We start from the raw sequence: 26,366 nt of genomic DNA, 5'->3' as shown, positions 1-26,366 counted from the left end.
GAAAAAAAATATGTTGTAACTTGCCTGTTAGTTGATGGAAAGCTATTTTGAGGTGTTGAACTGTTTTGTAACCTGTTTTTTGGGTTCTGTCAATGATTCTGGGCTGTTCGTCAGTAATTATTTATTGACTCGATGAACTTGTTCAAATTTGTAGCCTATGATTGACACAAGGAACATCAGAAACACTATGGACGAGATAAAATTTAAACCACTGATCGGTTTCTTTGGCCAACCGCTTTATATAGTCTTATCCCTTATCATTTCAATCCCTGTTTTTTTGGTAATAGAAACATATGCGAAGTCTATTGAGATACATGAAGATGAAGCCGTGGCCTTTGCCGGAACTGTATTCTTTTTCATTGGGCTTTTTACAGGTAGATATGTTGCACAGATATGGACTGCAAGGTTAACAGTTCTTCCCAAGCAAATTTCTTTTGGGTTATTTATCCTGATCATAGTTTGCATTGGCTGGTTGTTTTTTCATGCTGATTTCCCCTTACGAGGGCGAATTGCCATTAATTTATTACTGTCGTGGGTTCCATTTATGCTGATCAGTCTGGCGCTCGGTGCCTTGATCAAGATCGTTCACGCGATTTCTGAAAATCAATTGAGAGCTGCCAAAACAATGGCTGCTCATAGTAAAAGTGAGCTGCATTTGTTACAATCTCAACTGAGTCCTCATTTTCTGTTTAACACGTTAAACAATATGTATGGGCTTTCTATTACTGATCATGAGAAAATACCTGCATTGCTGCTTAAACTATCGGAACTATTGCGTTATTCAGTTTATGATGCGACAGAAATATATGTACCGTTAAAGGATGAAGTAGCCTACGTTAACAATTATATAGACTTTGAGAAGATAAGGATAGGCGATAGGTTGGTATTGACTACAGAAATTGAAGAGGCAATTGTACCTGAAATAAAAATAGCACCCATGCTTTTAATTGTATTTATTGAGAATGCTTTTAAGCATTCTAAAAACACAATTGATGAGAAGATTTATATAGATATAAAACTAAAGACCTGGGGTAATTCTATCCTTTTTTCGGTAAAGAATTCATACGGTAAGGAAGAAAATGTTCAGCCTACGCTTAACAAAAACAGCGGTTTTGGTTTGGATAATGTAAGCAAGCGGTTAAACTTGCTTTATACGGGCGAACATGAATTGAACATTAAAAAGGATAATTCATTTTACAATGTTATCTTACATTTAAAAATGAAGTAATGGACCAAGTAAACTGCCTTATTGTTGATGACGAGCCGATTGCCAGAGATATTATAAAGACATATTGTAGTCACTTGGATTACCTTAATGTTGTAGCATCGTGCGGGAATGCGCTTGAAGCAAAGGCTGTGTTGCAGAAACAAAAGATCGATATCCTTTTCCTGGATATTAACATGCCGATAATGGATGGAATTTCATTTGTAAAAACAATGAAAGACCAGCCTCAGATTATATTTACAACAGCCTATAAGGAGTTTGCTGTTGATGCATTTGATTTGGCAGCTTGCGATTACCTGTTAAAACCCTTCTCCTTTGATCGTTTTATTATTGCTGTAGATAAGGCACTAGAAAAATTAGAACCTAAAGCAACTATGCAGGCAATCGAGGTTTCTGGCTCTGATAATGAAGATTTTATCTTTATTAAAACCGATGGAAAGATCTATAAAATTGGATATGATGAGTTGCTTTATGCCGAAGCACAAGGCAATTATACTAAAATCATAACTACCAGTAATTTTCTGTTGCCTAAAATGCCTTTCTCGAACTTTGAAGAGCTCTTACCCAAACAACTTTTTCTAAGAACCCATCGTTCATTTATTATTAATAAATCTAAAATTGGCCACATAGAGGGCAATCGTATATTTATTAATAACAATGAAATCCCGATAGGAAGTAACTACAAAGATCAATTGCTAAAAGATCTTGGCTTTTCTTAAAGCCTGACTACGCTGCCGCTAGCTCTTCTTTTTTGGTGAGCTTAAAGATCACAAACATCACTATTCCTGAAATAACGGCTAGTAGTAAGTAGCTGGAATTTAAGTTGTGCTCGTCTTTTGCCGGTAAGAATGAGATAACGCTGTAGCTTAGAAACGACACGATCACATACGTAACACCGCCGGTTAATCCGCTGGCAATGCCTGCATTTTTAGGGAATCTGCCCAGACAAAAAGTAAAATAATTATTGAAGATATAGCCTGCCGTAACGTGAATTAAAAAGGCGAAGAATATAAGTGTATAGATGCTGGATATGAATTGAATGCTGATAAACATGAGCAGCACAAAGAGTATTTGCAGCCCCAGGTTCACAATCATTTTCTTTAAAAATGGCTTGTTTATGGTTGCTTTACCTATAAAACCGCCAACCATCCAGGCAAAACCAAGAATCAGGGAGCTATAACCGGCGACAACCGGTGAAAAATGAAGGTGGTGTTCTATGATAAATGGGCCTGTCATGTTGTAAATCATTACCATTGAATAGGCAAGGCCCAACATCACTATACCCAGACTAAAGCTCGGGGTTTTAATCATTTTAAGATAGATGTTGCCGATATTGCTTAATGAGAATTTAGAGAAGCGGGTCAGGCTCTCGCCACTGTAAATGAATTCGAGTATGGCAAGTATGATTGCTAAACCGGCAAGGAAGTAGAAGTTAGACTCCCAGCCAAATACAGTTTGCAAATAGCCACCTAAAAATGGCGCTACTATGGGGCCGGTAGACCAAATGATAGAGAACAGGCTTAAATAGTGTTTAAGTTTATCGCCTTCAAAAATATCGACAAAAAATGCGCGTTTGCCTACAATGATAGTTCCTACTGTAAATCCGTGAATGATTCGCATGAGGTAAATGAGGTAGACATTATGGGTATTTGCAATTACGATGCTTGCTGCTGCAAATACGAGTAAGCAGATAAGGCTAAGTTTATACCTGCCAAAACTATCTAGCACGCTGCCTATAAAGAGCTGTGAAATTCCATAACTGATTAGGAATAAGCTAAGTGTTAATTGTACTTGTAAACTGCTTACATTCATGGTGGTAGCCATGGTAGGTAAGGAAGGGATGTAGATGTCTGTTGCGAAGCCGGATAATGGTAACAGGGCAAAAGCAAGGACAGTAGAAATGCCCTTATTGTGTTCTTTTAATGGTTTTGATGCTGTCAATTGATAAATGTTTTGAGCAGCCAAAGTTACCCTTATAAAGGTTTTTAACCCGTATTTTTAGAACATGGTAATGTAATAAATAAACTATTTTAAAGTAAAATAATTACTTAAACAGCTGCCCGGCGCCGCTTTTAACATAAAATTCTTTATAGTTTTTTATGTTAAGCATATCGTTTACAGCTTTGTTTTTATCGGTGCTTTTGTTGTAGTAGGCTTTGCAGATCTGGTAACCAACCCAATAGCCCAGATCAGCAGGTTTATCTGCAGTTTCCTGATCGGAATTTGCGATCCAATTGTGAGACTTGGCGAGATACATCTCTTTCTCAAAATCTGTCCAGATCTGTTTTTCTTTACCTTTAGCCCAGACATGCAGACGTTCATTAGCAGTTTTATCCGATATCAGTTCGCCAATAAAATCGGCCATGCCCTCGGTAAGTGAACCGGCAAGGAGCGTGGTGTCGCCAGCAAGGCCATTCTGGTTAAAATGGATGAGCTCATGGGCAATTAGATTTGGTAAGGATTTTAGGTTTGTGAAGTTGTTTTGCTGCCATAAGTTTAGCTCTTTAACAGGAACTTCTTCTGTGCGGGCAGATTGATCCAAGCCTATCAATAAGCCGGCATCAGTGCTGGTTCCGCCTGAATTAAAAGCGCCAATAACAAAGTAAATGTCAGGAAATTGAGCCTTGTTGTAGATTTGCTTGAACTTAACAAAGCTTTGGATCATTTGAGGCTTTTGCTGATCTACGGCGTAAGTATTTTTACGTACAGCGGCATAAAATAGAGGCTTGGTGTTTACAGATTTTACAAAATTCTTCAGGTTTCTGATTTTATAACCCAGATAATCCTGAAGTCCATTTGAGGCAGGTTCTACATAGTATTTCTTATAAAGGTTGATGGCGTTGGCGGTATCCTTTTTAGCTAGGTCATATGCCTTCCAAAAGTTCTTTACATCGCTGGTAATCAGTTTAGCCTTATATGGATCTGTGGTGCTGTTTTTAACTGTCTTAATGCTATTTAGGAGTTTAGGCCAGCCTGGTAAGGAACGTAAGGATTCAAGATCAGTATCTTTTTTAATTTGATCGATATTTTTATAGCCACTATTTACAGCGTTTGTAAGTAAAACCAGGGCGCTGTCTTTTTGACCACTTAAGGCATAACAGCATGCCGCATTATAATAATTATCTGATCTAAGAACCTCGAAGTCGACTTGCCTGGTCGCTTTTAGGTAATACCTGCCAGCTTCTTTAAAGTTTTTTGCTTTGTAAAGACTGTCGGCTATTTTCTCTGGTCTCACTTGCGCAACTGTGGCCGTGGCAGCTAGTAGCAATAGAATTAAGAGTTGTTTGAATTTAAGCATGCGTTGAGTATATGTCTGTTTTTATAATGTGAAGTGCGTTGCAGCGTTTTCACTGGCAAGTTTTAGGTCTGTAAATATTTTATCGGCAATAGCTAACTTAGGATGTTGCGAAGTATCACTTTGTATAGCATAACAAACCAGATTGGCTGCTTTAGCAGCTTTTAGGCCATTAATTGTATCCTCAAAAGCTAAGCACTCATCCTTGTTTAGTCCAAGCTGCTGACAGCAGAAATTATAACATTCAGGATCTGGCTTTGTTAAAGTAACATCGGTTCTGGTAACCATAAGATCAAAGTAGTTGCTCAAACCATTTCTTGCAAAGATCAGATCAACATCTGGTCTTGGGCTAGCGGTAACAACGGCTAATTTAAGTCCTTTTTGCTTAAAAAACTGTATTGTTTCCAAGGCAAAGGGCATTAAATTGATATCTCTAGTTGAAAAGCCGGTTTTGCTTAAGCGTTCCCGCCAGAGGATTAGTTCAGATAGACCAATATTGAGATTGTATTTTTCTTTAATTTTTTTGCTGTTGACTGGGAGTGGGTAGCCTGCGTAAGTATTAACCCATTCCTCATAAGTCATAGATAACGAGTAGGTTTCAAGGATTTCTATCCAGCATTGGTAATGGAAGTATTCTGAGTCGATAAGTGTGCCATCTAAATCGAATAATATGGCTTTAAGTTTCTGCATGTACGTAAAAGTATTTTGCTAAAATAGAAAAAACTAATTGCTTTATTATCTTTGCCACAGCTCCGCTACTTATGTTATTATTCAAAGAAATTGCACGCACTTATAAACTTTCATTTACTGGCTTAAGCCGCGAAACCTGGATCTTGAGCATTGTTATGCTCATCAACCGCAGTGGATATATGGCGGTGCCTTTTATGGGTTTGTTTGTAACGCAATCGCTCCACAGACCAGCTTCTGATGCAGGATTAATCATCACTCTTTTTGGCGTCGGCTCTATAATGGGATCAGCAGCAGGTGGTAAGCTTACAGATGTAATTGGGTTTAGACCGGTTCAGATAGTGACCTCTATTGTTAGTGGTACATTCTTTCTTTTTTTTGCAAATATTACTCATTTCCATACGTTATGCGCGCTTGCTGTTGTGATCAGTTTCTTTTCGGAAGCCTTTCGTCCTGCGAACTTTGTAGCCATAGCAGCCTATGCCAAACCTGAATTACAGACCCGTTCTTATTCTTTAAACCGTCTTGCGGTGAATATGGGATGGGCAGTTGGTGTAAGTATGGGTGGTTTAATTGCATCTTACGATTACAGATTGTTGTTTTATGTTGATGGCACGGTAAGTATTATTGCAGGACTAGGCATCTTATGGTTTCTGCCAAAAATTAAAGACTATAGAAAGGCTTTAAAGGAAAAAGTTAAGGGAATTGTAGTGCGTAAGCCCTGGGAAGATGCAGTATTTATCAGGTTCCTGCTGTTAACCGCTGTTTTTATCATCTGCTCTTTTCTGATGTTTAGAGTTGTTCCGGTATTTTATAAAGAAATTTGGAAGATAGGTGAGTTTGAGATAGGCTTGATATTAGGCCTCAACGGGATCATTATTGCACTGTTTGAAATGGTGATGATCCATAAGATTGAGAATAAAAGGTCTCCTATTTTTTTTATAGTATTAGGTGCTATATTAGTTGCATGTTCATTCGCTGTACTTTTGCTTCCTTTTGGAAGTCCTATAGTATTGGGCACCCTGTGCATAGTTTTCTTCACCTTTGGTGAAATGTTTGCTTTGCCTTTTATCAATACCTTTGTAATGAGCAGGGCAAATGAGTTTAACAGGGGCCAGTACGCAGCGGGATATATGCTTTGCTGGTCGATAGCGCAGGTTGTTGGTCCTATAGCCGGGTTTTTTATTGCAGAAAGGTATGGTTACAACACGCTTTGGATAGTGATTACCATTTTGTTGATGATCTCGGCGTATATGTATAGACTAATGAAACAGGATTAATCAATAATTGATAACCGTAAAAACAAAGAAATAGCGTGGATGATATCAGCATAGTGCAAAAGGAAGCGGGTTTAAAGTACCTTTTCCTTACTTTTCTAAAAATAGGATGTGTTTCTTTTGGTGGGCATATGGCTTTAATAGCGGTTGTTCAAAAGGAAATGATTGAAAAGGACAAAACCCTGAGTCAGGAAAACTTATTAAATGCCGTTAGTATTGCCAGTTTATTGCCCGGACCATTGGCAGTAAACGTGGTATCGTATATTGGTTATCATCTGCACAAAAAAAATGGCTTACTGGTGAGCATGCTGGGGATTCTGCTTCCGGCCTGCATATTGATGTTTGTGCTGTCGTGGTGTTATTTTAATTACATTCATGTTAAGGATCTTTCGGGTATAATGGCCTATACAGTAGCAGCTGTAAGTGCGATCATATTAACTACTGGTTTAAATATATTTTTAAAGGAAGTAAAAGGACATAACGGTAAAATAGCACTGTGTTTAATCTCCATAATATTACTTTATTTCATTAAAGGCTATCTGATCATTCTGTTGCTTATACTGATTGGCGGGTTAATTGGTGTTTATTTTAAACTAGCCAATTTAGCTGATACTGGTGGGGCTAAATTTACATGGGAGCGCTTGAGCAGCGGTGCTAAAATAGGCTTGTCATCGCTGTTGTTATTATATGCGGCTTTTATTTCCGGATTGTACCGAAACACAGACCTGATTCTTCTTAAAATTGCCTCCGTGTTTTCAGGGATCAGTCTTTCGCTTTTTGGCGGAGGTTATGTGATGATCCCGATTATGCAGTCCCTCTTTGTAACAGAATTGAAGTGGTTAAGCAATCAGGAATTCATAGATAGCATTGCTTTTAGCCAGCTAACACCAGGGCCAATTCTGGTAAGTGCGTTTTTTACAGGTTATAAATTGGCCGGTGTGGCCGGTGCGTCATTGGCAACAATCGCTATTTTTGTACCTTCTTCTATTTTAATGATCATTGTTTCAAAGATATTTAAGAATAATGCAGACTCAACGGTGATGAAAAATGCATTGGCAGGAATAAAACCTGTAGTAGTGGGCATGATCATCGCTTCGGGCATAAAGCTCTTTTTCTCAGTGCCTTCCACGCCAATTAATGTTGCATTATTTGTGGTCGCATTTATTTTAAGTTTCAGATTTAAATTTAATCCTGTATACTTAATCATTATTTCTTTACTAATAGGGACTGCAGTACACTTTATGGGATAGGTACTGAATTAATTTTAACTAACAAGAATGACCAATACCGGCATACAAATTATAGGAACGCAACGCTCCGGATCTAATCTTTTAAGAGTAATTCTGGATCAGTCGGCTGAAATAGCATCGCCGCATCCGCCTCATATTTTAGTGGTTTTTATGCCGCTTTTACATCTGTACGGCAAGCTTAACAGTACTTCATATAAAATACTTGTTAATGATGTAGTAGCTTATGTAAATGCCAATCCGGTACCATGGGAAGGGGTTTTACTGAACGCAGACGAGATTTACGAACAATCAACACGTTATGATCTTTTAGAGATAAACAGGTTGGTATATGAGCAGGCTGCCATTAGTAAAGGTGCTAAGTATTGGTGCTGTAAAAGTATGGCAAACGTTCATTATGCTACAGAAATGGAAGATTTTGGACTAAACCTGAAATACATTTATCTGTACAGAGATGGGAGAGATGTAGCCTGTTCATTTAAGAAAGCTATTGTTGGCGAAAAACACATTTACCACCTTGCCAAGCAATGGAGCGAAGATCAGGCAGCTTGTTTGAAGTTAAGGGCAAGTTTGCCGGCAGAGCGCTTTTTCGCGCTTAATTATGAAACATTGATTACGGAACCGGAAAGGGTGATTAAGAAACTATGCCTTTATCTGGATATCGCTTATCATCCTGATATGCTTAAGTTTTATGATTCCAAAACCTCTAAACTTACTGCAGCAGCAGGCGAAATGTGGAGCAATCTGGAAAAGCCCATCATTAGTAACAATACCGGTAAATTTTTAGACGAATTTAAGGGCGATGATCTGGAGATCTTTGAACTGGTTGCCGGGGATGTATTGAGGGAATTGGATTACGAACTGGTTATTCAAAATGCTGATGTAAGTTTAATTGATGCCGATMATATTGCAGTTTACGACAAGGAAAATGCAATTTTAAAGAAAGAAGCCCTGCGGACTGCCAGACAAAGTGATTTAGATAACAGAGAAGGACAGGCCAAAATCCTTAAAGAAATTAAAGAAAGAGCGACAATAATTTTACCCTAAGCAATGAACATTACAGACATACAGCCACTAATTGACATCGCCATTAAAGCCGGAGAAGCTATTTTGGAGGTTTATAATGGAACACAGGAAGATTTTGGAATTACCAGAAAAGAAGACAATTCGCCGTTGACTGCTGCTGATCGTGTTTCGCATGACATCATTGTAGACGGCTTAACTAAGCTTTATCCGGAAATTCCAATACTATCTGAAGAAGGTGCTGATATTGAATATGCTGTTAGAAAAGAATGGAAGCAATATTGGTGTGTAGACCCACTGGATGGCACCAAAGAGTTCATCAGCAGGAATGGTCAGTTTACCGTTAACATTGCTTTTATGGAGCACAATAAGCCTGTAATTGGTGTAATTTATAGCCCTGTATTGAATGTGGTTTACTATGGAATTGTAGGAAAAGGAAGTTGGAAAATGACACCAGGTGAAGCCCCTGAAGCCATCAGTGTAGATCGGAAAACGAGTGAATGGATTGCTATAGGTAGTCGTTCTCATGCCGATGAGGATGAGGAGAATATCTTAAAAAAATACCCTGTAGTTAGTAAGCTTTCCATTGGTAGTTCATTAAAGTTCTGTTTAGTTGCGGAGGGTAAAGCGCAAATCTATTTCAGAAAAGGACCAACAATGGAATGGGATACTGCAGCCGGACAGGCAATAGCAGTAAGTAGTGGTGCAATTATGGTTAATGCAGATTTTGAAGAATTTGTTTACAATAAACCCTCGTTATTAAATCCCGGGTTTTATTGTAAAGTAAGTTAAGCGTTATCTGCTATCTTGTTTTTTACTGCGTTGTATAGCTGGTCACAGCATTGTTCAGCAGTAAAATTATCAGTATGAAGGATCAAGTCTGGTGTGGTTGGTCTTTCAAAGGCAGAGCTTATCCCTGTAAAGTTTTTTAAGGTGTTGTTGTGCGCTTGTTCGTATAGACCTTTAACATCTCTTTGTTCGCAAATATCCAGCGGACAATCGATAAACACTTCGAAATACATACCGCCCAGAATGTTTTTGGCTATTGTTCTATGCCCATTTAAAGGCGTAATAAATGAACAGATAACAATTACGCCGTTGGATGCAATTATTTTTGCGGTTTCAGCTGCCCGCCTGATATTTTCGGCTCTATCATCCATACTAAAGCCCAGATTATAGTTTAAGCCTTTTCTCATTTCATCCCCATCAAGTTTCATAGAAAAGAAGCCGGACTCATTTAATTGCTCCTCAAACAGATTCGATATTGTACTTTTCCCTGCTCCGGATAGGCCCATAAGCCATATCACCATGCCCTTTTGATGTGGTAATTTCATTAAACGAATGTATAAAAAAATAGTTTACTACCTTTGCAAGCTCAATGAATAATTCCACTACATCAGATCCTATATATAACCTTCCTTTTGCATTACTCTGCCTGAGTTCACTTTTATTTTCTGCCAGTTTTAATATGCTCATACCTGATTTGCCAGCTTACCTTAGTGGTTTGGGTGGTGCCGAGTATAAGGGTTTAATTATAGCATTGTTTACGCTTACGGCAGGTATATCTAGGCCATTTAGCGGAAAGTTAACCGACACCATTGGCAGGGTTCCGGTTATGGCGGTAGGATCTATTGTATGTTTTGTTTGCGGATTCTTATACCCTATACTGGGCACTGTTTCCGGATTTTTGTTTCTGCGTCTTATTCATGGTTTTTCGACCGGATTTAAGCCAACTGCTACTGCGGCTTACGTTGCAGATATTATTCCKAGGGAGCGTTGGGGAGAGGCTTTAGGAATACATGGTTTGTGTTTTAGTACCGGAATGGCCATTGGCCCCGCTATTGGTAGTTTTATTAGTGGCCTGTATTCAATAAATGTGCTGTTTTACAGCTCATCTGCTTTGGCGTTGCTTTCGATCATCATATTGATGAACATGAAGGAAACCTTGAAGGATAAAAAGAAATTCAGTTTATCTATTCTGAAAATATCACGCAAGGACATTATTGATGTTAGGGTATTACCTGCAGCTATTGTAACCTTGTTATCGTATGTAGGTTATGGTGTAATACTTACCTTAATACCTGACTGGAGTGGTTATATTGGACTGGCCAATAAGGGGATATTCTTTATGGTGTTTACCATATCCTCGTTGCTGATCAGGTTTATTGCCGGAAAAGTATCTGATAATTATGGCCGTTTGAATGTGGCAATCTGCGGATTGACCATTCTGTGTGCCTCGTTGGTCATCACAGGGTACGGCACTTCCGAAGCCGGTTTAATTACCGGAGCAGTAGTTTATGGCATAGGTGCAGGTGTTTTGTCTCCTGCATTAAATGCATGGACTATAGACCTTAGCCACCCACAACATAGAGGTAAAGCTATGGCAACCATGTATATCGCTCTTGAAGCAGGTATAGGTTTGGGCGCATTATTTGCAGGCTGGGCATATCAGGACGTGATCTTTATGATCCCATCCATTCTATATTGTACTGCCGGTGTTGCATTTGTGGCACTTGTGTATATGGTGATCTGGAAAAAGCGATCTATGTCATTTAGAGGGGACGATCGCGACTGATTTCTTGTTGTTAACTACAATTTCAAGCAAGCTATCCATGTTCTTTATTTTTACTTTTTCTGGTGTTTCTTTTATAATTTGATCATCAACGTGCGCATCCTTACATACTGTAAAAATAGCTGCCGTTTTGGATCTGATCGATTTAATGGTAAATACTCTTTCCTTACCTTCATGAATTACGGAGATATAATCAGATAATACTTTTCGTTTACTTTCGGCAACCATCAGTACATCAAAATATCCATCACCAGGGTCGGCATCTGGACTTAACTTTAAATTAGGCCCCAGGCTAGGGATGTTCATGACTTCAATCAAGAGGTATTTATCCTCAAAAACCTTGTGGTCTAATTCAATTGTGGCTTTAAAGGGTTTATATGTACTGCAGATTTTATGCAAGGTTTTGAGCGCCAGCTCAAATTCATCCTCAGGTGTTTTGATATGGTCGGTATTCATCTTCGTTAATTGCTTCATTAGTTTTGGAAAAACACCATATCCAAATGCCTCTATGAAAAAGAAAGTATCCTCTGGGGCAACTACCTGGCCTACATCAAACTTCTTTAAATGATAATTGTTCCAAGAGCTGACATTTGTATTGTTGTTGTTGCTAATATGGAGTGAGGTGGCAATGTTATTTGCAGTACCAAAGGGAAGCAGGGCAATTGGCCTTTTGTATTTTAACTTCTTGTTTAGCAATGTCATAATCATTTTTCTTATCGTTCCGTCTCCACCGGCAATTGCAATAAATTCCGTTTCTGGTTTAATATTTCCAATTGATTTCTTTTTAGAAGAAGTATAATCGCACTTGTAGCCGTTAGATTCTATCAATTTAACGATTTCCTTTTTCGAGTATTCACCATCGCCCGCAGTAGGATTATGGATTAATCGGATGAGTTTGCTGGTTTTTTTCATATAGTTTGAACAATGTTGACATAACTATGGTTTTCATTGTAGTAATTATTTTAAAAAACTATCATGAAAATCCTGATCACAAATGACGACGGTATTTATAGTCCCGGTATCAGAGCGCTGGCAAACATCGCACTGCGCTTTGGTACAGTTAGAATTGTAGCCCCTGATGTGGAGCAATCATCAATGGGACATGCCATTACACACTCGCGTCCGCTTTCTTATAAAAAATCGCCAATCACATTCGAAAACATTGATGCTTTTAGGGTAAATGGAACACCGGCAGACTGTGTTGCACTTGGTTTGCATATGTATCCTGATACGGAAGTTGTGCTTTCAGGTATCAATATGGGGCCAAACCTAGGGAACTCTATGTGGCATTCGGGAACTTTGGCCGCTGCTAAACAATCGGTTTTACTAGGGGTTAAGGGAATAGCATTAAGTACACCTGTCGGTAAATCGGAGCCCGATTTTGAAAGCCTGGATCCTTTTGTTGAGCAGGCATTAACTGTATTGTTAGAAAATACGAATCTTGGGTTATATAATGTGAATTTTCCGCGTAAGCCAAAAGGGCTTCAGTGGACAAGGCAGTCGGTAAGGTTATACGATGGAAGCGTGGTTCCGGGGCATGACCCAATGGGCAGAAAGCATTATTGGATTACGGTAAAGCCACTTGAACTGGCAGAAGAGGGGACTGACCGATGGGCGGTTAAAAATGATTTGGTGTCTATAACTCCTTTAAGGCTTGATTTAACAAATGAAACTGAATTGAAAAGTCATGAGCCGACAGTAATTTTATCAAAAACTAATTAATTCTAGCTCTTGTTTGATATTATTGCTTTCTTTACTGTATGAAGAAATGGTTTCAAGCTAACAGCACACATTTTATTATCATAGGGATATTCTTTATTCTCTGTTTTGCTTATTTCAGTCCTGCTATGCAGGGTAAGGACCTTTACCAGAGCGATGTGCTTGAAKCCAAAGCAATGGCAAAGGAGATCATGGATGTTCGCGCGGAAACAGGAAAAGGGCCATTGTGGACCAATTCTATGTTTGGTGGGATGCCTAGTTTCCAGATCTGGGTATCGAACAGTGGCAGTATAGCCAACTATGTGATCAATACCTTAAAAACTGTATTTCCGAACCCAATAGATATTGTGCTTTGCTATCTGCTGGGGGCTTATTTTTTATTGAGTACATTAAAAATGAAGCCCTGGCTTGCTGCTGCAGGAGCCATAGCCTTTGCTTTTACGTCTTATAATTTCATCTATATTGAAGCCGGCCACAGCAATCAGGCAATGGCAATTTCGTTCTTTGCACCTGTATTGGGTTCTATTTTACTCACTTTTAGAGGACGATATTTATTAGGTGGTTTGTTAACTGCTCTTTTTCTTGCCATTGAAATCAGATGCAACCACATACAAATGACTTATTATCTGTTCATGTGCCTGCTCATATTGGCAGGTTTTGAACTGTATTATGCAATAGCATCCAAACAGTTAAAGGCTTTTTTTACCGCTGTAGGATATCTTTTTGCAGGTGTGATTTTAGCCGTTGGTGTAAACGCGGGACAATTATGGACTACCTACGAATATGGAAACGAATCTATCCGCGGTAAGGCAAATTTAACCAGAACAACCTCAAAATCAGATAGTGGACTTGGGCGCGATTATGCCTATCTCTGGAGCCAGGGTGTTGGCGAAATCTCAACATTCCTTGTTCCAAATATGTATGGGGGTGCTACTCAGATCAAACAATTAGATGAGCATTCTAATGTAGCTAAAGCACTGGTAGCAAAGGGCGTTCCTGAAGATCAGGTTAAAGAGCTCATCCCTCAGCTTGAGCAAGGTTTATTAAGAACTTATTGGGGTGAAAAATCGAGCACTCATGGTCCATGGTATTTTGGCTGTATTGTGGTCTTTTTATATGTTCTGGGGCTATTTATAGTTAAGGGTAAAATGAAATGGTGGATTTTAACCTCCACATTTCTATTTGTGTTTTTATCGTTTGGCAAACATTTCCCATTAATCTCTGATCTGTTTTTTGATTACTTCCCGATGTATAACAAGATGCGGGCAGTAGAATCTATATTGGTTATACCGGCATTAATTATACCATTGCTGGCATTTGTGGCACTTAAGCAATTCGTAGATGAGAAAGATACGGCAAAAGATTTACCCAAAAAGTTACTTTATTCTCTATATATAACAGGCGGTGGCTTAGTGTTATTTATGCTCGCGCCAACCTTGTTTTTTGATTTTAGAGATTCATCGCATCAGGAAATGGTAAATCACCTTGCTGAGGCTTTTAAGGCTGATCTTAGCTTTGCCAATTCCATAGGGAGTGCCTTGATAGAAGACAGGATATCACTTGCCCGTACGGATGCTTTCAGGTCCTTGATTTTCATTTTGCTTGGCTTTGGTGTGTTATGGGCAATATTAAAAGGGAAAGTTAAAGCAAACACCGCATTTATTGTTTTAGGTGTGCTGATACTCGTTGATATGTGGGGTGTAGACAAAAGATACCTGAACAACAGCAACTTCTATGATAAATCTGTGCTGGATCAAAATTACCAGGCTACTGCAGCTGATCTTCAGATCTTAAATGATAAAACACTTGATTATAGGGTTATAGATTTTACAAAAGGTAATCCTTTCTTTGATGCGTCGGCTTCGTATTTCCACAAATCGGTAGGAGGAAGGCACTCTGCAAGGCTGCAGCGTTACGACGAATTGATAACGGCACAATTTAGCGAGAAGATAAATGAGCCCGTATTGGATATGCTAAATACCAAATACGTGATTATGGCCGATAAGGCTAGTCCGACGCCTCAGGCCATAGAAAGAAAGACAGCTTTGGGAAATGCTTGGTTCATCAGCAATGTGAGCTACGTTAAAAATGCGGATGAAGAGATGAAAGCCATTACCAGCTTTGACCCGAAAACAACGGCAATAGTTGATGAGACTTTTAAATCTCAAATTGGCGATGCAAAATCTTTAACTGATACTACTGCAAAGATTCAACTGACCGAATATCATCCCGATCACCTGGTTTATAAATATAAAAGTGCACAGGATGCTATAGCTGTATTTGCTGAGGTTTGGTACGACAAAGGCTGGAATGCTTACTTAGATGGTAATAAAATCCCTTATTTTAGAGCTAATTACATACTTAGAGCAGCCAAATTACCTGCAGGCAGTCACAATTTAGAATTTAAGTTTGAACCGACATCTTATCTTGTTGGAGATAAGATATCAATGATTTCTTCTTTAATTCTGGTAATCATTTCAGGTATTGCTGTATTTTTGCATTTCAGAGCTAAGAAAAAGACTGCTTTGGTATAAACCATTAAACGATAAAGATTGTATTCAAAAGATCAGGCTTCGCAGATTAAGCAGGCTTTCTGGACTGCATATGGGCAGTATATGGCATTGCAACCTTCTGCTGAGGGGTTGCGAATTAACTGGATTAACTATAAGACTGGCATCAAGCATTTGGCTTTCAAAATGCAGGTTGATAAGAAGTCGGCATGGATAGGGATAGAGTTATCCAATCCTGATTTAACCATACAGCAGCTTTTGTTTGAGCAGTTTGAAGAATATAAGAAACTGTTAACCGGAATTTTAGGAGAAGAATGGCAGTGGGAATTACATTCGACAGATGAGTACGGCAAAACAGTTTGCAAGATATATACCGTTTTACCTGGCGTGAGCATATTTAACAAAGAAGACTGGCCTAAGCTGATTTCCTTTTTTAAGCCTCGTATTATAGCGCTGGATGAGTTCTGGAACGATGCGCGTTATGGTTTTGAGCTATTTAAGTAGGCTTTATTTAAAGCTCATCTGATCTTTCGTATCGGGTTTCGCCAGTTAATATCAGTTCGTTGGTGTCTTTATCAATGGTAAAATCGATATCCATAGCGTGATCATCCGTATAATCTATTGCGGCACACATGGAAAATTCGCTGATCTGATATCCTGCTTTAAATTTGCCTTTTAAGTTGTGATCACTAACAAGGGTATCTTTCAGAATCCCGATGTTTTCTATTTTACCTTTACCGTATTCGTAATCCAGAATCAATTTTTCCAGTTCACCTGTTTTGCATATATGATGATGAAGGAGGTGAATAAGCTGTTTGGGATTTTCTTCGGTATCATAGAAAGCCGAAGCGTCTATTTTAGTCTTCCTTGTTATTGCTGGCATGGGATGAATATTTTTTTTTAACCTAATACAATATTACTGTTAAATATACGTCTTTATACTGAGAGCGTTAATTTAGATAAGCGGGAATGGTCGGTATGATTATTCCCGCTTTCTTTTTTTAAAGCCTTTAGACTTATGTTTTAGCGCTTCCCAAAATCGGACGGGCGGATATTTGTAAGTTGAAAAAATGCTTTACTAAATGCCGCCAGGCTATTATAGCCAGTAGCATATGCAATCTCGCTGGTTGATTTACTGGTTTGCAGAATCATTTCAATAGCCCTAACCATCCTTAGCAGTTTTAAATATTGTAAGAAAGAGATACTCATTACAGATTGAAATAATCTGGAGAGTGTTCTCTCGGCCATACCAAATCTTTTTGCCATATCTTCCAGCGTAAGCTGTTCATTGTAATGCCTTGCCAGAAAAGCAATAATTGGAAGTAAACGTTCATTGTTTGTGGTTGGTAAAGCTATTGGGAATGCTTTTATACCAAGCTGAGGAAGTAAGTTCTTTAAAGAAGACAGGAATTGGAAAGGCACCACATTATTCGCAGAAATATTCCCGTTCCATTTCTCAGTAAAGATGATCATTTCCAGTAAAAGATTATTGACGGGATAGATGCCCAATTGCTGAAAGAAGGGCTCACTGGTATCACCCTGGTCATAAAAATAGATGTTTCTAATCACTGTAGCCTGATGCCTTACTTCAAGATAGTGCGTTAAGCCCAATGGCACCCATACATAATGCCGGGCAGGAATAATATAGCTCACGTTTTTAATGTGTATGAAAGCTACGCCACCCTGAACGTACGTTAATTGTCCTTTTGTGTGCGAATGGGCCGTTAGCTTGCGCTCTATTTTTTCATGTAAAACGAATATACTATCTGGATTTAAGTCAATTGCGCTAAGATATTCTGATGTTTTTAAAATATTCATTGGCTGTAATGGACAAATAATTGGCAATATAGATAAAATTACAGCTTTGTCATATGGCTAACTTTGTGCATTCTATAAATTATATGTATTTCTATAAAAACCATTATGCTCTTATCTTGCTCTCCGTCCTCATTTCCACTACTACCTTAGCACAGCAAGACCTCTCAGCAAATCATTTGTCGTTAACAGAAGTCTGGAGTAAAGCAGAAACCAATAGTAAAGCCGTCAGGATGCAGGGTTTAAAACTTAACGAATCTGAAGAGGCGATAAAAGATGCCAAAGCAGAACGACTACCTGATATTGAGGCCGAAGGGGAGTATGCAAGGGTGAGCAATATGCCTATTTACGACAATGGTCTGTTTCATACCCCTTCACAATTTGAAGTGGTTCATACTTCCTATAGTTTTGGTGGCAACGCATACTTTAACCTTTACAACGGGAATAAAACCAACCTGAAGATCAGAGAAGAAAAAGAAAAGAAGAACCTTTCTGTGGAACAACTAAATTTAACTACTTCTGAAATTAAGTTAAAATCAGCTGCATATTACCTTGATCTGCAGAGGAGTAAAGTATTTAAAGACTTACTGTTAAAGGATATAAGCKATCAGGAAAAGCAATTAGCAGAGATCAGACAACTCTTTAAAAATGGAGTGATCTTAAAAAGCGACGTGCTAAGAGCAGAGCTTAAGTTGTCGCGCCAAAAGATGTCGCTATTACAAATTGATAACGACATCAATATAGCCAACCAAAAGCTGGCAATACTGATTGGTGAGCAGGATGATTTTAAGATATTGCCCGACTCGCTAACCAGCACTAGTTTAGTTATTAAAAGTTATCCCGAATATTTGGATGAAGCCATAACACACTCTTATGAACTAAAGATCTCTGAAAAGGAAACTGAATTGAATAAGCTGGAACTGAAAAAAGTAAAGGCCAATGTATCTTTTAAAGTGGGCTTGTTTGCAAATTATACCTATTCCTATCCTCAAATTCAATTTTATCCTTACTCTATAGCTATGTATGGGATTGGCTTAAGTGGTATAAAAGCAAGTTTCCCTATCTCAGCATTTTACCATAACAAACATAAAACCAAGGCGGCTGAGCTGGCATTTCAGCGACGAGAGGTTGAACACGAAGCAACAACAGATAAAGTTAGACAGGAAGTTAACGAAGCCTATTTAAGATATAAAGAAGCCATTACAAGGATTGATGTAGCAAAGCAGAATATAAAGCAAGCGACAGAGAACCTGAGGATCGTTAACAATACTTATTTCAACCAGTTATCACTGCTAACTGATCTTTTAGATGCTGATACACAATTGCTGCAAACCAGATTTGATCTTGCAGCAGCGCAGATAGCGGCACAATTACAATATTTCCAATTACAAAAAGCAATAGGCAACCTTTAAAATGCGAACAAAAAAGAAAAACTATACAAGTACCGATCAGCTCATCACCAAAGTCACGGCCTGGATTGCAGGCGTTATTGTTCTTGGTTTAATGATCTGGGGAGCAATTTCCTTATTTGACCTTTATAAGTATGAAGAAACCAATGACGCACAAGTAGAGGAATATATAAACCCTATAACTTCAAGAGTGACAGGTTATATAAGAACAATTAAATACGAAGAAAATCAGGATGTAAAGAAAGGTGATACCTTGCTTGTTATCGACAACAGTGAGTATAAACTTGGTCAGCAAGAGGCCGAAGCGGCTTTGTTAAATGCACAGGCTCAGATTAAAGTAATGGAAAGCAATGAGCTAACCACAACAAAAGCAGCAAGCGTTATGAAATCTCAGATCGCTTCTGCAAAAGCTAAACTTTTAAAGCAACAGCAGGATTATGATCGCTATTCAAAGCTTTTCAAAGTAGAATCTGCAACACTACAACAATTGGAAAATAGCAAGGCTGCCCTGGATGTAGCAGATGCAGAATACAGATCGGCCCTGAACGGCTATGAAACTTCGGCATCGAAAGTTAACGACATCAGGTCTCAAAGGGACGTATATCTGGCTGAAATAAAGCGTAGAGAAGCATTATTGGACAGAAACAAGCTTGATGTAGGCTACACGGTAATTACAGCGCCGTACAATGGAAAGATGGGAAGACGAACCATACAGGAAGGGCAGTTGATCCAGGCCGGACAAACACTGGCATTTATTGTAGATCAGGAAGCGGGCAAATGGGTTATTGCCAATTTTAAAGAAACCCAAATTTCGACCATGAAGCTAAATGGCCATGCGGTTATTGAAACTGATGCTTATCCGGGCGAGGAGTTTCAGGGAACGATTGTTTCCTTATCTCCGGCGACAGGGGCAAGGTTCTCATTACTGCCTCCTGATAATTCTACCGGTAATTTTGTTAAGGTGGTGCAGCGTATCCCGGTTAAAATTAAGTTAGATGACGATAGGAAAATAACCGATAAGCTAAAGGCAGGTATGAATGCTATTGTTGTAATTGCTAAAAACCAATGATTGCTGTAAAACCGGTATTTAAAAGATGGGCTCCTGAATGGCTGATCAGAGGCACCATATTCATTGTTATTTTACCCTGTCTGCTGCTTTTTGGGTTATCTACGGCCAATCCAAATGCTGCAGCTGGTTATTATGGTATTGAACCTGCTGATGTTCAATATTCAATGATCATATTCTATGCTGCAGTTGCCAGTTTCTTTGCCTTGGAAAGGCGTTTTTTTGTGTACCTGGCTACTAAGGAGTATTTCCTTGTAGGGATTATACTGCAAATTGTTACTTCATACATTTGCTATAACACGCATAATTTACATACGCTTTTTATATTCAGGTTTATACAGGGAATGGCCAATTGTGGTACAACAAGCATTTGCATTACATTAATATTTAGCAGAATTCAGAGCGAAAGGGCCAGAGAAATCGGCTATTCTATTTTCTACGGCATGCTGTTGTGTATAAGTCCGATATCTATGCTGCTTACCGCACCAATTGTAGATGCCTACGATTACAATTTCTTGTATAAAGCCATCATATTTTGCTATTTACCTGGTGCTATTTTGCTATTGTCTATCATGAATACGGTTCGTTTAAACCGTAAGATTCCACTTTATCAGGTAGATTGGGCCAGTTTTGTGATCTATGCACTAGTTTTATGCCTGATTGGTTATGTGCTGGCATATGGTCAACAATACTATTGGTTGCAGGATAAACGCATAGTTAGAAGTTGCGGTGCAATATTGGTACTATTGCTCCTCCATATTTTAAGACAGCTCAATTTAAAGAGACCTAGCCAGAACATGGAAGTGTTCAAATACAGAAACTATATTGTTGGTGTGTTTTTAATCTTTGTGCTTTATATTGTTCGCGGTGCACTAAACATTACAAATCTATACTTTGCTACTGTTTTGGGGATGGATCCAATTCATATCGCGTACATCATGGCTGCCAATATTGTGGGAATAGTGATCAGTATTTTAATTTCTTCAAGACTTTTAATCTTAAAAAGGCCAATGAGATTGATCTGGATCTATGGTTTCGGCTTGCTGTTGATATTTCACACCTGGATGATCTTCCTTTTTAATACTCAGGCAGATGCTTCAACTTTTATCATTCCATTAATTGTTCAGGGAATGGGAGCAGGTATGTTAATGACGCCTGTAATCGTTTTTGCTGTTTCTTCGGTTCCTGAACGTTTGGGTGGTACGGCTTCAGCCGTTGGTGTGTTCTTTCGCTTTTTAGGTTTCTGCAGCAGTATCGCTTTAATTAATTTTTATCAGCTTTATAATAGAACCAATCACATAAACCGTTTTCAGGAGCATATCACTTCTTTAAATCCGGTAGCGGTGGAAAAACTAGAGATGTATAAAAGAGGATTAGTTGGAAAGGGAGTTTCTACAGGTCAGGCTGCTAAAATTGCTCAGGGATTGCTCGGCAGATTCATAGAAACTCAAGCTCAATTGAGATCAGCAATAGATTACTATACGGTTATAAGTGGTTTATTGATTGTTGTAATCCTTATAATTGCATTGATTCCCTACATTAACAGGACTATTATTAATCTTAAATCAAAGCAACCTGCTCCAATATCTTACTAGTTGCTTATGCCTGGTCTTCACATAGTTCACATTACACACACATTCTTCACAAAAAGGTACCCTTTTGTGGGTTTGGTGTGAAGGATGTGTGTAGAATGAGTGAAGAAGTATCTAGAACTTGTAGGTAAAACCAGCTCCGAAAATCTGTTTAACCTGTAAAGCTTTTTTGAATTCACCTTCAATCCTGGCTCCATTAGCATCTAAGATTGGGATTTCAGTCTTGTCGTCATAAAGCAATTGTACACCAGCGTTTACGGTTACAAATTTGTTTACCTTCATGAAAAGGTTGGCTGTATAATCTGTATAAACGTTTTGTGGTTTATCGAGATAGTTAGAGTATAATTTCAGGATGTTCTCTAAACTAATATTTTCTACAAGATTTACTTTGTAATACACATCTAATGAAGCACCAAACTCATAACGAAGCCTTTTCATTGGGTCGTTCCCAAATGATTCAGCTAAATTTCTGTTCCTTACAAAAACAAAACGGGAAGCAAAGGGAGAAATGTTGACCCTGAAATTATCATCGCGTTTATAGGCAATACCAGGACCAAGAGTTAGGTAAGCTGGTGCAAACAGATCTGAAATCAGCGTTTTTCCATCTCCCTCGTACCTATATCCTTTAGCGAATTGCGTTTGGAAATTCGCATAAAAGGTATACATCCAATATTTGGAGGCTTTATAACCGAGCAAACTATTTAATATAAGCCTGTCGTCATTTTTACGAACGCCAATATCGTCTTGCTTGCTCAGACCAAATCCAACGATTGCTTTATTGTCCCAGGTCCATTTGTTTTTTTTATAGTTAAAGTCGTAGTTAAAAACGAGATTTCCAGCAATTGAATTTACACCTCCTGCTGCCCAATTTGAAAATGAGCTTTGATTGATTAAGAAAGTATTCTCCCCGTGAATTGTCCAGGTTTTAGTCGTATCTGCAGCGGGTGTGTCTTGTGCATAGCCAATAAAGCTGGCACACGACAATGAAAGTAATAGGGCGATTTTTTTCATAATAGGTACTGTTTTTGATAAATTTTAAACAATTGTGTTCTAATTTTTTCGATAAATGATTAATCTAATATCGTAAAATGTTATTATTTTATCAAAATATACGCCCGTACTGAAAGAGGAGTATGCTTTTGGTTTAGCTATATTAGAGATACTGGTCTGGTGCCATTGTTGGTGCCAAACCAGTATCGAGTGTTAAGCTTCTTTAGTTTATTTTGTATAAACTACCGTCTGTCCAAGTGAATAAATCTGACTTGAATAGTTCTTGTCAACAACTTTTGTATTTCCCATAAGTTTTACCGTAATGTGGTAGGTTTTTGCTGCATCAGGCAATTGGTATACAAATTCTGTGGGTGCATTAGCAAGTGTAGTAGAAAATACCGAAACTGTTTTTGTAACACTTATCACCTCGTTTACCTCAACAAATACGTTTAAAGGCTGAACAATTTGATCTGAAACGGAGGACGGAATACCCCAGGTTAACTTTACTTCCTTTTCAGCTGTTTTCTGTAATTGAAGGTTGGTTACCATTGGCAAACTCACTCCAGCTTTGCTTTCAATAACCGGCTCTTTCTTACAGCCGGTAAACAGAAAAATCAAAGGGAGACAACACATATAAATAATTTTTTTCATCACTATATAGATTTTAATATCCTGGATTCTGTACATAAGTTCCTTGAGAGTAATTCATTTGAGGCTGAGGAATAGGTAGGAATTCATCCCTGCCAGCAGTAAAATGTGCAAGGTTAAACCAATCAAAACGTTTTTTCTCCTTTTCAATGTAGGCGTTCATTACCGTACTTAACTGTCCCCAACGCATGAGATCGTAAAAGCGTCGTCCTTCGCCTGCAAGCTCCAACCTGTCTTCCCACATTAATGCTTTCCATGCAAAATCTTTGGTCCAGGTACAGTTTACACCGGGTTTATATTGTTCTACTTTATAATTCATCCACAAACTTCCATCGTCTTTCTTTAAACGGCCAAGGCTATTTGCTGCCCGTGCCCTTATTCTGTTTATGATGGGGAGGGCTTCATCAGTTCTATCTAATTGGATTAAGATTTCGGCCTTCCAAAGCAATACTTCTGCATAGCGAATTTCTTTCTTGTTCATTGAATTTTKAACATAAAAAGGCTTGAACATGCAGTTACAATCAGGACGGACCTGTTCTTTCATAGAGTTGAAGTATCCATATTGAAATGGCGCACGTGATCCAGATTCATCAAACATAAGTTTGTTGTCATATTTCCAGGGATAGCCAGGTATCGCCACAGTGTGTCCCATTCGTGGGTCAAAAGCATGATCCTTGAAATACTGTTTGTAAAGCTGTCCGCCTAATTCAGTATTGTTGTAATTGTCGAAATCAGGTAACCCGGTTCCATCAGTTTTAAAAGCATTTATCATGTTGTGGGAGATTTTATGAAAATCGCAGCAGCCAAAATACGGAGACCACCAGGGTGCATTAAGCTGATCGCCCCAGTTTACCCTTCCATTGGTTGTTCCATCGTCTAAAGAGTACTGGATTTCCCAAAGAGACTCTTTGGTATTGTTATCATATTCAATCATAAAGTTCTCTGCAAAATCCGGAGTCAGGTCATACTGCGATCCATCTCTTGCGGTAATTTCATTAATATGTGCCAAGGATTTGTTTAAAGTTTCTTTGTTGATATTAGTCACCTCATGCCTGTCATTTTTTTCATACGCTCTAAATAGTAGGGCTTTGGCGGCAAGGGCATGAGCGGCAAACTTAGTAGGGCGGCCCTTTTCGGCCTGGGTTTCTGGCAATATATTGGATGCATCTTCTAAATCCTTGATGATCTTATCCCACAATTCAAGGTCGTTTACGGAACCTTTAGGCCGGTTGGAAATTCCTGCAACTACCACGGCATCTGTTGCGACGGTTTCGTCTATCCATGGTACATAATTCCATCTTAATTTCATCCCCAGATAAATCCATCCTCTTAGAAATTTCATTTCTGCAATACGTTGTTCTTTGGCTGCAAACTGCGTTTCGTCAAATTTACCTAACAGGCGCAGCGCACCATTGGCACGGCTGATGGCACAGTAACCCTGATACCATGGCCCATCATTATTTCCAACGTTTGGCGTTACAGCTGAAAAGATCTCCATTTCGTACCATGGAGTTTGATCACTTAAACCACCTCCACCTTTATAGGCATCGTCAGAGCGGAGACTGGCTATCCAGGGTGCATGGGTATCAGGATATCCCAGATTCGGMATGTAGGCGTACGCTGCCGTTACAAAGTTTTCCAGTTGTTCCGGATTGGACACCTGCTCTTCAGTTAAAGCGCCCTTGGTTGATACATCGAGGTACTTTTTGCACCCAAAGAATAGGATCATTCCAAGGAGTGCTATAATTATTTTATATTTTTTCATTTTCTTACGTTTTAAAATGTTACGTTAATACCTAAGTAAGTAGTAAGTGGCATTGGATAGCCCGTGCCTGGATTTTCGGGATCTCCTGCGGTGAACTTGCCACTTTTAACGGTAAAAAGATTTTGAGCAGATATGTACAACCTTAACCTTTCTACGCTGATCTTCTGAGTAATTTTTGAGGGGAATGTATAGCCTAAATCAGCACTTCTGAGTTTCACGTAAGATCCCGGCTCGATAAAGTAGGTAGACAATCTTTTTTCACCATTTGAGTCGCGTCGTGACAATGCTGGGATGTCTGAATTAGGATTTAAAGGGGTCCAGGCATCCAGCACGCGGAGTGGGTGATTTCTGTCGTTCTGAACACCTATGTTCCAGAAATCGCTCAGTTCTTTCCATGAGTTATATACGTCGTTGCCAAAAACACCCTGAAAAAAGGCGGTAAAATCGAAATTTTTATAAGAAGCCTGAAGATTTAGACCAGCCATTAAATTGGGATCTCGAACGCCTATCCAGGTACGGTCGTAGGCTTCATTAATTACCCCGTCTCCATCCAGATCTTTGTATCTGATCCTTCCAATACCTTTTCCTGGTTGTTGGGCAGAATTATCAACTTCTTCCTGCGTTTTAAAAATACCATCGGCAACCAGGCCATAAAATGAATTAAGTGGCCGACCAAGAACATCGTCTAACAATCCATTGCCACCATAAGCGTACCTAACACTTGAAGGCAGGCCTGTAATTTTATTTTTGTAGGCAGAAAAATTAGTGGTGATGTGATAAGAAAAATCACCCTTGGTGTCATTCCAGCCCAGGATCAATTCAAACCCTTTGTTCGTCATATCTGCACCATTGATCCACTTGTATCCACCTTCACCCAAAGCTCCAATATAGGGTGGTAGAAAAAGCATGTCTGTTGTTTTCTTATTAAACCAATCCAAAGATCCCGTAAGGCGATTGTTTAAGAAAGCAAAATCAACACCTATGTTAGTTTGGGTAGTGGTTTCCCACTTTAAATCCTGGTTACCCAAACTTCTTCTGAGGTATCCTGATGGGATACCACCGGTTTGATTACCGGCTATCGGATAAGAAGTCCCATCAACATTTACACCGTAAATGTTTACCAGTAATGCTGAGGCGAGTGGTGCAGAATTACCATTTTGGCCCCAGCTTGCCMTTAGTTTCAAATCTGAAATAGCGCTGACATCCTTTAAGAAGGATTCGTTCTTAATTCTCCAGCCGGCGGAGAAGGCAGGAAAGAAACCGTATTTATTGTTTTCTCCAAATACAGAAGAACCGTCACGGCGAATAGTTGCGGAAAGCAAATATTTGGACGCATATGCGTAATTGATCTTTCCAAAGTAAGAGAAGAGCTTTCTTTCATTACCTMCGCCTAACAGGCCTTTGCTATCACCCGTTGCTGTTCCAAGGTAAGCGTAATCTCTATTTTCTAATAGCAGTCCGTCGCGGTTACCCTGAAAATTTTCCTGTAAAAGTTTGTAGGCTTCCAAACCGCCAAGCATATCCAC

General features: G+C 38.9%; 24 protein-coding genes. 13 read left to right on the top strand and 11 right to left on the bottom strand.

Annotated features, from left to right (window positions below):
- Positions 1–157: 157 nt before the first annotated feature.
- Both AC1DDK_RS24520 and AC1DDK_RS24515 read left to right on the top strand, forming a co-directional pair.
- Positions 158–1,228 (top strand): sensor histidine kinase, encoded by a 1,071-nt coding sequence (locus tag AC1DDK_RS24520; RefSeq protein ID WP_337716047.1) that lies wholly within the window; start codon positions 158–160, stop codon positions 1,226–1,228.
- Complete coding sequence (locus tag AC1DDK_RS24515) at positions 1,228–1,944, top strand: LytR/AlgR family response regulator transcription factor (protein WP_337716049.1); 717 nt, start codon at positions 1,228–1,230, stop codon at positions 1,942–1,944. Before AC1DDK_RS24520 ends, AC1DDK_RS24515 begins: the two co-directional genes overlap by 1 nt.
- A gap of 7 nt (positions 1,945–1,951) precedes the next feature.
- Here AC1DDK_RS24515 and AC1DDK_RS24510 read toward each other — a convergent pair whose 3' ends face one another.
- The 3 genes from AC1DDK_RS24510 to AC1DDK_RS24500 form a co-directional block, all read right to left on the bottom strand.
- The gene (locus AC1DDK_RS24510; protein ID WP_172662715.1) at positions 1,952–3,166 is read right to left on the bottom strand and encodes an MFS transporter; all 1,215 of its coding nucleotides are present in this window, start codon (positions 3,164–3,166) and stop codon (positions 1,952–1,954) included.
- A gap of 103 nt (positions 3,167–3,269) precedes the next feature.
- A complete protein-coding gene (locus tag AC1DDK_RS24505) occupies positions 3,270–4,523 on the bottom strand; it encodes a gliding motility protein GldB-related protein (protein ID WP_337716051.1) in 1,254 nt (417 codons plus the stop codon).
- Positions 4,524–4,544: 21 nt separating this feature from the next.
- Positions 4,545–5,210, bottom strand: coding sequence for an HAD family hydrolase (locus tag AC1DDK_RS24500; RefSeq protein ID WP_337716053.1), 666 nt, complete (start codon positions 5,208–5,210; stop codon positions 4,545–4,547).
- Positions 5,211–5,281: 71 nt separating this feature from the next.
- Here AC1DDK_RS24500 and AC1DDK_RS24495 point away from each other — a divergent pair, with 71 nt between their 5' ends.
- The 4 genes from AC1DDK_RS24495 to cysQ are packed head-to-tail and all read left to right on the top strand — an operon-like array spanning position 5,282 to position 9,546.
- The gene (locus tag AC1DDK_RS24495; protein WP_337716055.1) at positions 5,282–6,487 is read left to right on the top strand and encodes an MFS transporter; all 1,206 of its coding nucleotides are present in this window, start codon (positions 5,282–5,284) and stop codon (positions 6,485–6,487) included.
- Between the two features lie 35 nt (positions 6,488–6,522).
- A complete protein-coding gene (gene chrA / locus AC1DDK_RS24490) occupies positions 6,523–7,734 on the top strand; it encodes a chromate efflux transporter (RefSeq protein ID WP_172662719.1) in 1,212 nt (403 codons plus the stop codon).
- Positions 7,735–7,761: 27 nt separating this feature from the next.
- Positions 7,762–8,778, top strand: coding sequence for a sulfotransferase family protein (locus AC1DDK_RS24485; protein ID WP_477634132.1), 1,017 nt, complete (start codon positions 7,762–7,764; stop codon positions 8,776–8,778).
- A 3-nt stretch (positions 8,779–8,781) separates the two neighbouring features.
- Positions 8,782–9,546: a 3'(2'),5'-bisphosphate nucleotidase CysQ gene (cysQ, locus tag AC1DDK_RS24480; RefSeq protein WP_172662721.1), complete on the top strand. Its 765-nt coding sequence runs from the start codon at positions 8,782–8,784 to the stop codon at positions 9,544–9,546.
- Here the strand turns inward: cysQ and cysC are convergent.
- Complete coding sequence (gene cysC / locus AC1DDK_RS24475; protein ID WP_172662722.1) at positions 9,543–10,088, bottom strand: adenylyl-sulfate kinase; 546 nt, start codon at positions 10,086–10,088, stop codon at positions 9,543–9,545. The genes cysQ and cysC overlap by 4 nt on opposite strands.
- Positions 10,089–10,132: 44 nt before the next feature.
- Between cysC and AC1DDK_RS24470 the strand changes: the two genes are divergently transcribed.
- Positions 10,133–11,329: an MFS transporter gene (locus AC1DDK_RS24470; protein WP_172662723.1), complete on the top strand. Its 1,197-nt coding sequence runs from the start codon at positions 10,133–10,135 to the stop codon at positions 11,327–11,329.
- Here the strand turns inward: AC1DDK_RS24470 and AC1DDK_RS24465 are convergent.
- On the bottom strand, positions 11,303–12,238 hold the full coding sequence (locus AC1DDK_RS24465; RefSeq protein WP_172662724.1) for a diacylglycerol/lipid kinase family protein: 936 nt from the start codon (positions 12,236–12,238) through the stop codon (positions 11,303–11,305). The two genes, AC1DDK_RS24470 and AC1DDK_RS24465, sit on opposite strands and share 27 nt — an antisense overlap.
- 63 nt (positions 12,239–12,301) lie before the next feature.
- Here AC1DDK_RS24465 and surE point away from each other — a divergent pair, with 63 nt between their 5' ends.
- Genes surE through AC1DDK_RS24450 form a run of 3 tightly spaced genes read left to right on the top strand, consistent with a single transcriptional unit; the run spans position 12,302 to position 16,059 of the window.
- A complete protein-coding gene (gene surE / locus AC1DDK_RS24460) occupies positions 12,302–13,048 on the top strand; it encodes a 5'/3'-nucleotidase SurE (RefSeq protein WP_048905710.1) in 747 nt (248 codons plus the stop codon).
- A 38-nt stretch (positions 13,049–13,086) separates the two neighbouring features.
- Positions 13,087–15,579: a YfhO family protein gene (locus tag AC1DDK_RS24455; protein ID WP_477634131.1), complete on the top strand. Its 2,493-nt coding sequence runs from the start codon at positions 13,087–13,089 to the stop codon at positions 15,577–15,579.
- A gap of 18 nt (positions 15,580–15,597) precedes the next feature.
- On the top strand, positions 15,598–16,059 hold the full coding sequence (locus AC1DDK_RS24450; RefSeq protein WP_172662726.1) for a DUF4268 domain-containing protein: 462 nt from the start codon (positions 15,598–15,600) through the stop codon (positions 16,057–16,059).
- 7 nt (positions 16,060–16,066) lie between these two features.
- Here AC1DDK_RS24450 and AC1DDK_RS24445 read toward each other — a convergent pair whose 3' ends face one another.
- Positions 16,067–16,438, bottom strand: a complete 372-nt coding sequence (locus tag AC1DDK_RS24445; RefSeq protein ID WP_172662727.1) for a hypothetical protein — start codon at positions 16,436–16,438, stop codon at positions 16,067–16,069.
- Between the two features lie 140 nt (positions 16,439–16,578).
- Complete coding sequence (locus AC1DDK_RS24440) at positions 16,579–17,373, bottom strand: AraC family transcriptional regulator (RefSeq protein WP_337716059.1); 795 nt, start codon at positions 17,371–17,373, stop codon at positions 16,579–16,581.
- Between the two features lie 83 nt (positions 17,374–17,456).
- Here AC1DDK_RS24440 and AC1DDK_RS24435 point away from each other — a divergent pair, with 83 nt between their 5' ends.
- From AC1DDK_RS24435 to AC1DDK_RS24425, 3 genes are read left to right on the top strand one after another with little or no spacing between them, the layout of a single operon-like run.
- On the top strand, positions 17,457–18,782 hold the full coding sequence (locus tag AC1DDK_RS24435; RefSeq protein ID WP_477634130.1) for a TolC family protein: 1,326 nt from the start codon (positions 17,457–17,459) through the stop codon (positions 18,780–18,782).
- A gap of 1 nt (position 18,783) precedes the next feature.
- Positions 18,784–19,848: an HlyD family secretion protein gene (locus AC1DDK_RS24430; protein WP_288881680.1), complete on the top strand. Its 1,065-nt coding sequence runs from the start codon at positions 18,784–18,786 to the stop codon at positions 19,846–19,848.
- Positions 19,845–21,440, top strand: a complete 1,596-nt coding sequence (locus tag AC1DDK_RS24425) for an MFS transporter (RefSeq protein ID WP_337716061.1) — start codon at positions 19,845–19,847, stop codon at positions 21,438–21,440. Before AC1DDK_RS24430 ends, AC1DDK_RS24425 begins: the two co-directional genes overlap by 4 nt.
- 111 nt (positions 21,441–21,551) lie before the next feature.
- Here AC1DDK_RS24425 and AC1DDK_RS24420 read toward each other — a convergent pair whose 3' ends face one another.
- From AC1DDK_RS24420 to AC1DDK_RS24405, 4 genes are all read right to left on the bottom strand, one after another.
- Complete coding sequence (locus AC1DDK_RS24420; protein ID WP_337716063.1) at positions 21,552–22,448, bottom strand: DUF3078 domain-containing protein; 897 nt, start codon at positions 22,446–22,448, stop codon at positions 21,552–21,554.
- A 207-nt stretch (positions 22,449–22,655) separates the two neighbouring features.
- Positions 22,656–23,078, bottom strand: a complete 423-nt coding sequence (locus AC1DDK_RS24415; protein WP_337716065.1) for a DUF4945 domain-containing protein — start codon at positions 23,076–23,078, stop codon at positions 22,656–22,658.
- A gap of 13 nt (positions 23,079–23,091) precedes the next feature.
- Positions 23,092–24,840, bottom strand: a complete 1,749-nt coding sequence (locus AC1DDK_RS24410) for a RagB/SusD family nutrient uptake outer membrane protein (RefSeq protein WP_477634129.1) — start codon at positions 24,838–24,840, stop codon at positions 23,092–23,094.
- A gap of 11 nt (positions 24,841–24,851) precedes the next feature.
- The coding region (locus AC1DDK_RS24405) for a SusC/RagA family TonB-linked outer membrane protein (RefSeq protein ID WP_477634128.1) at positions 24,852–26,366 on the bottom strand (1,515 nt) is incomplete at its 5' end.

The organism is Pedobacter sp. 05T44, assembly GCF_056395985.1.
Note: the sequence above shows the minus strand (reverse complement) of the source record. Positions and strands in the feature narration are given on the sequence as shown.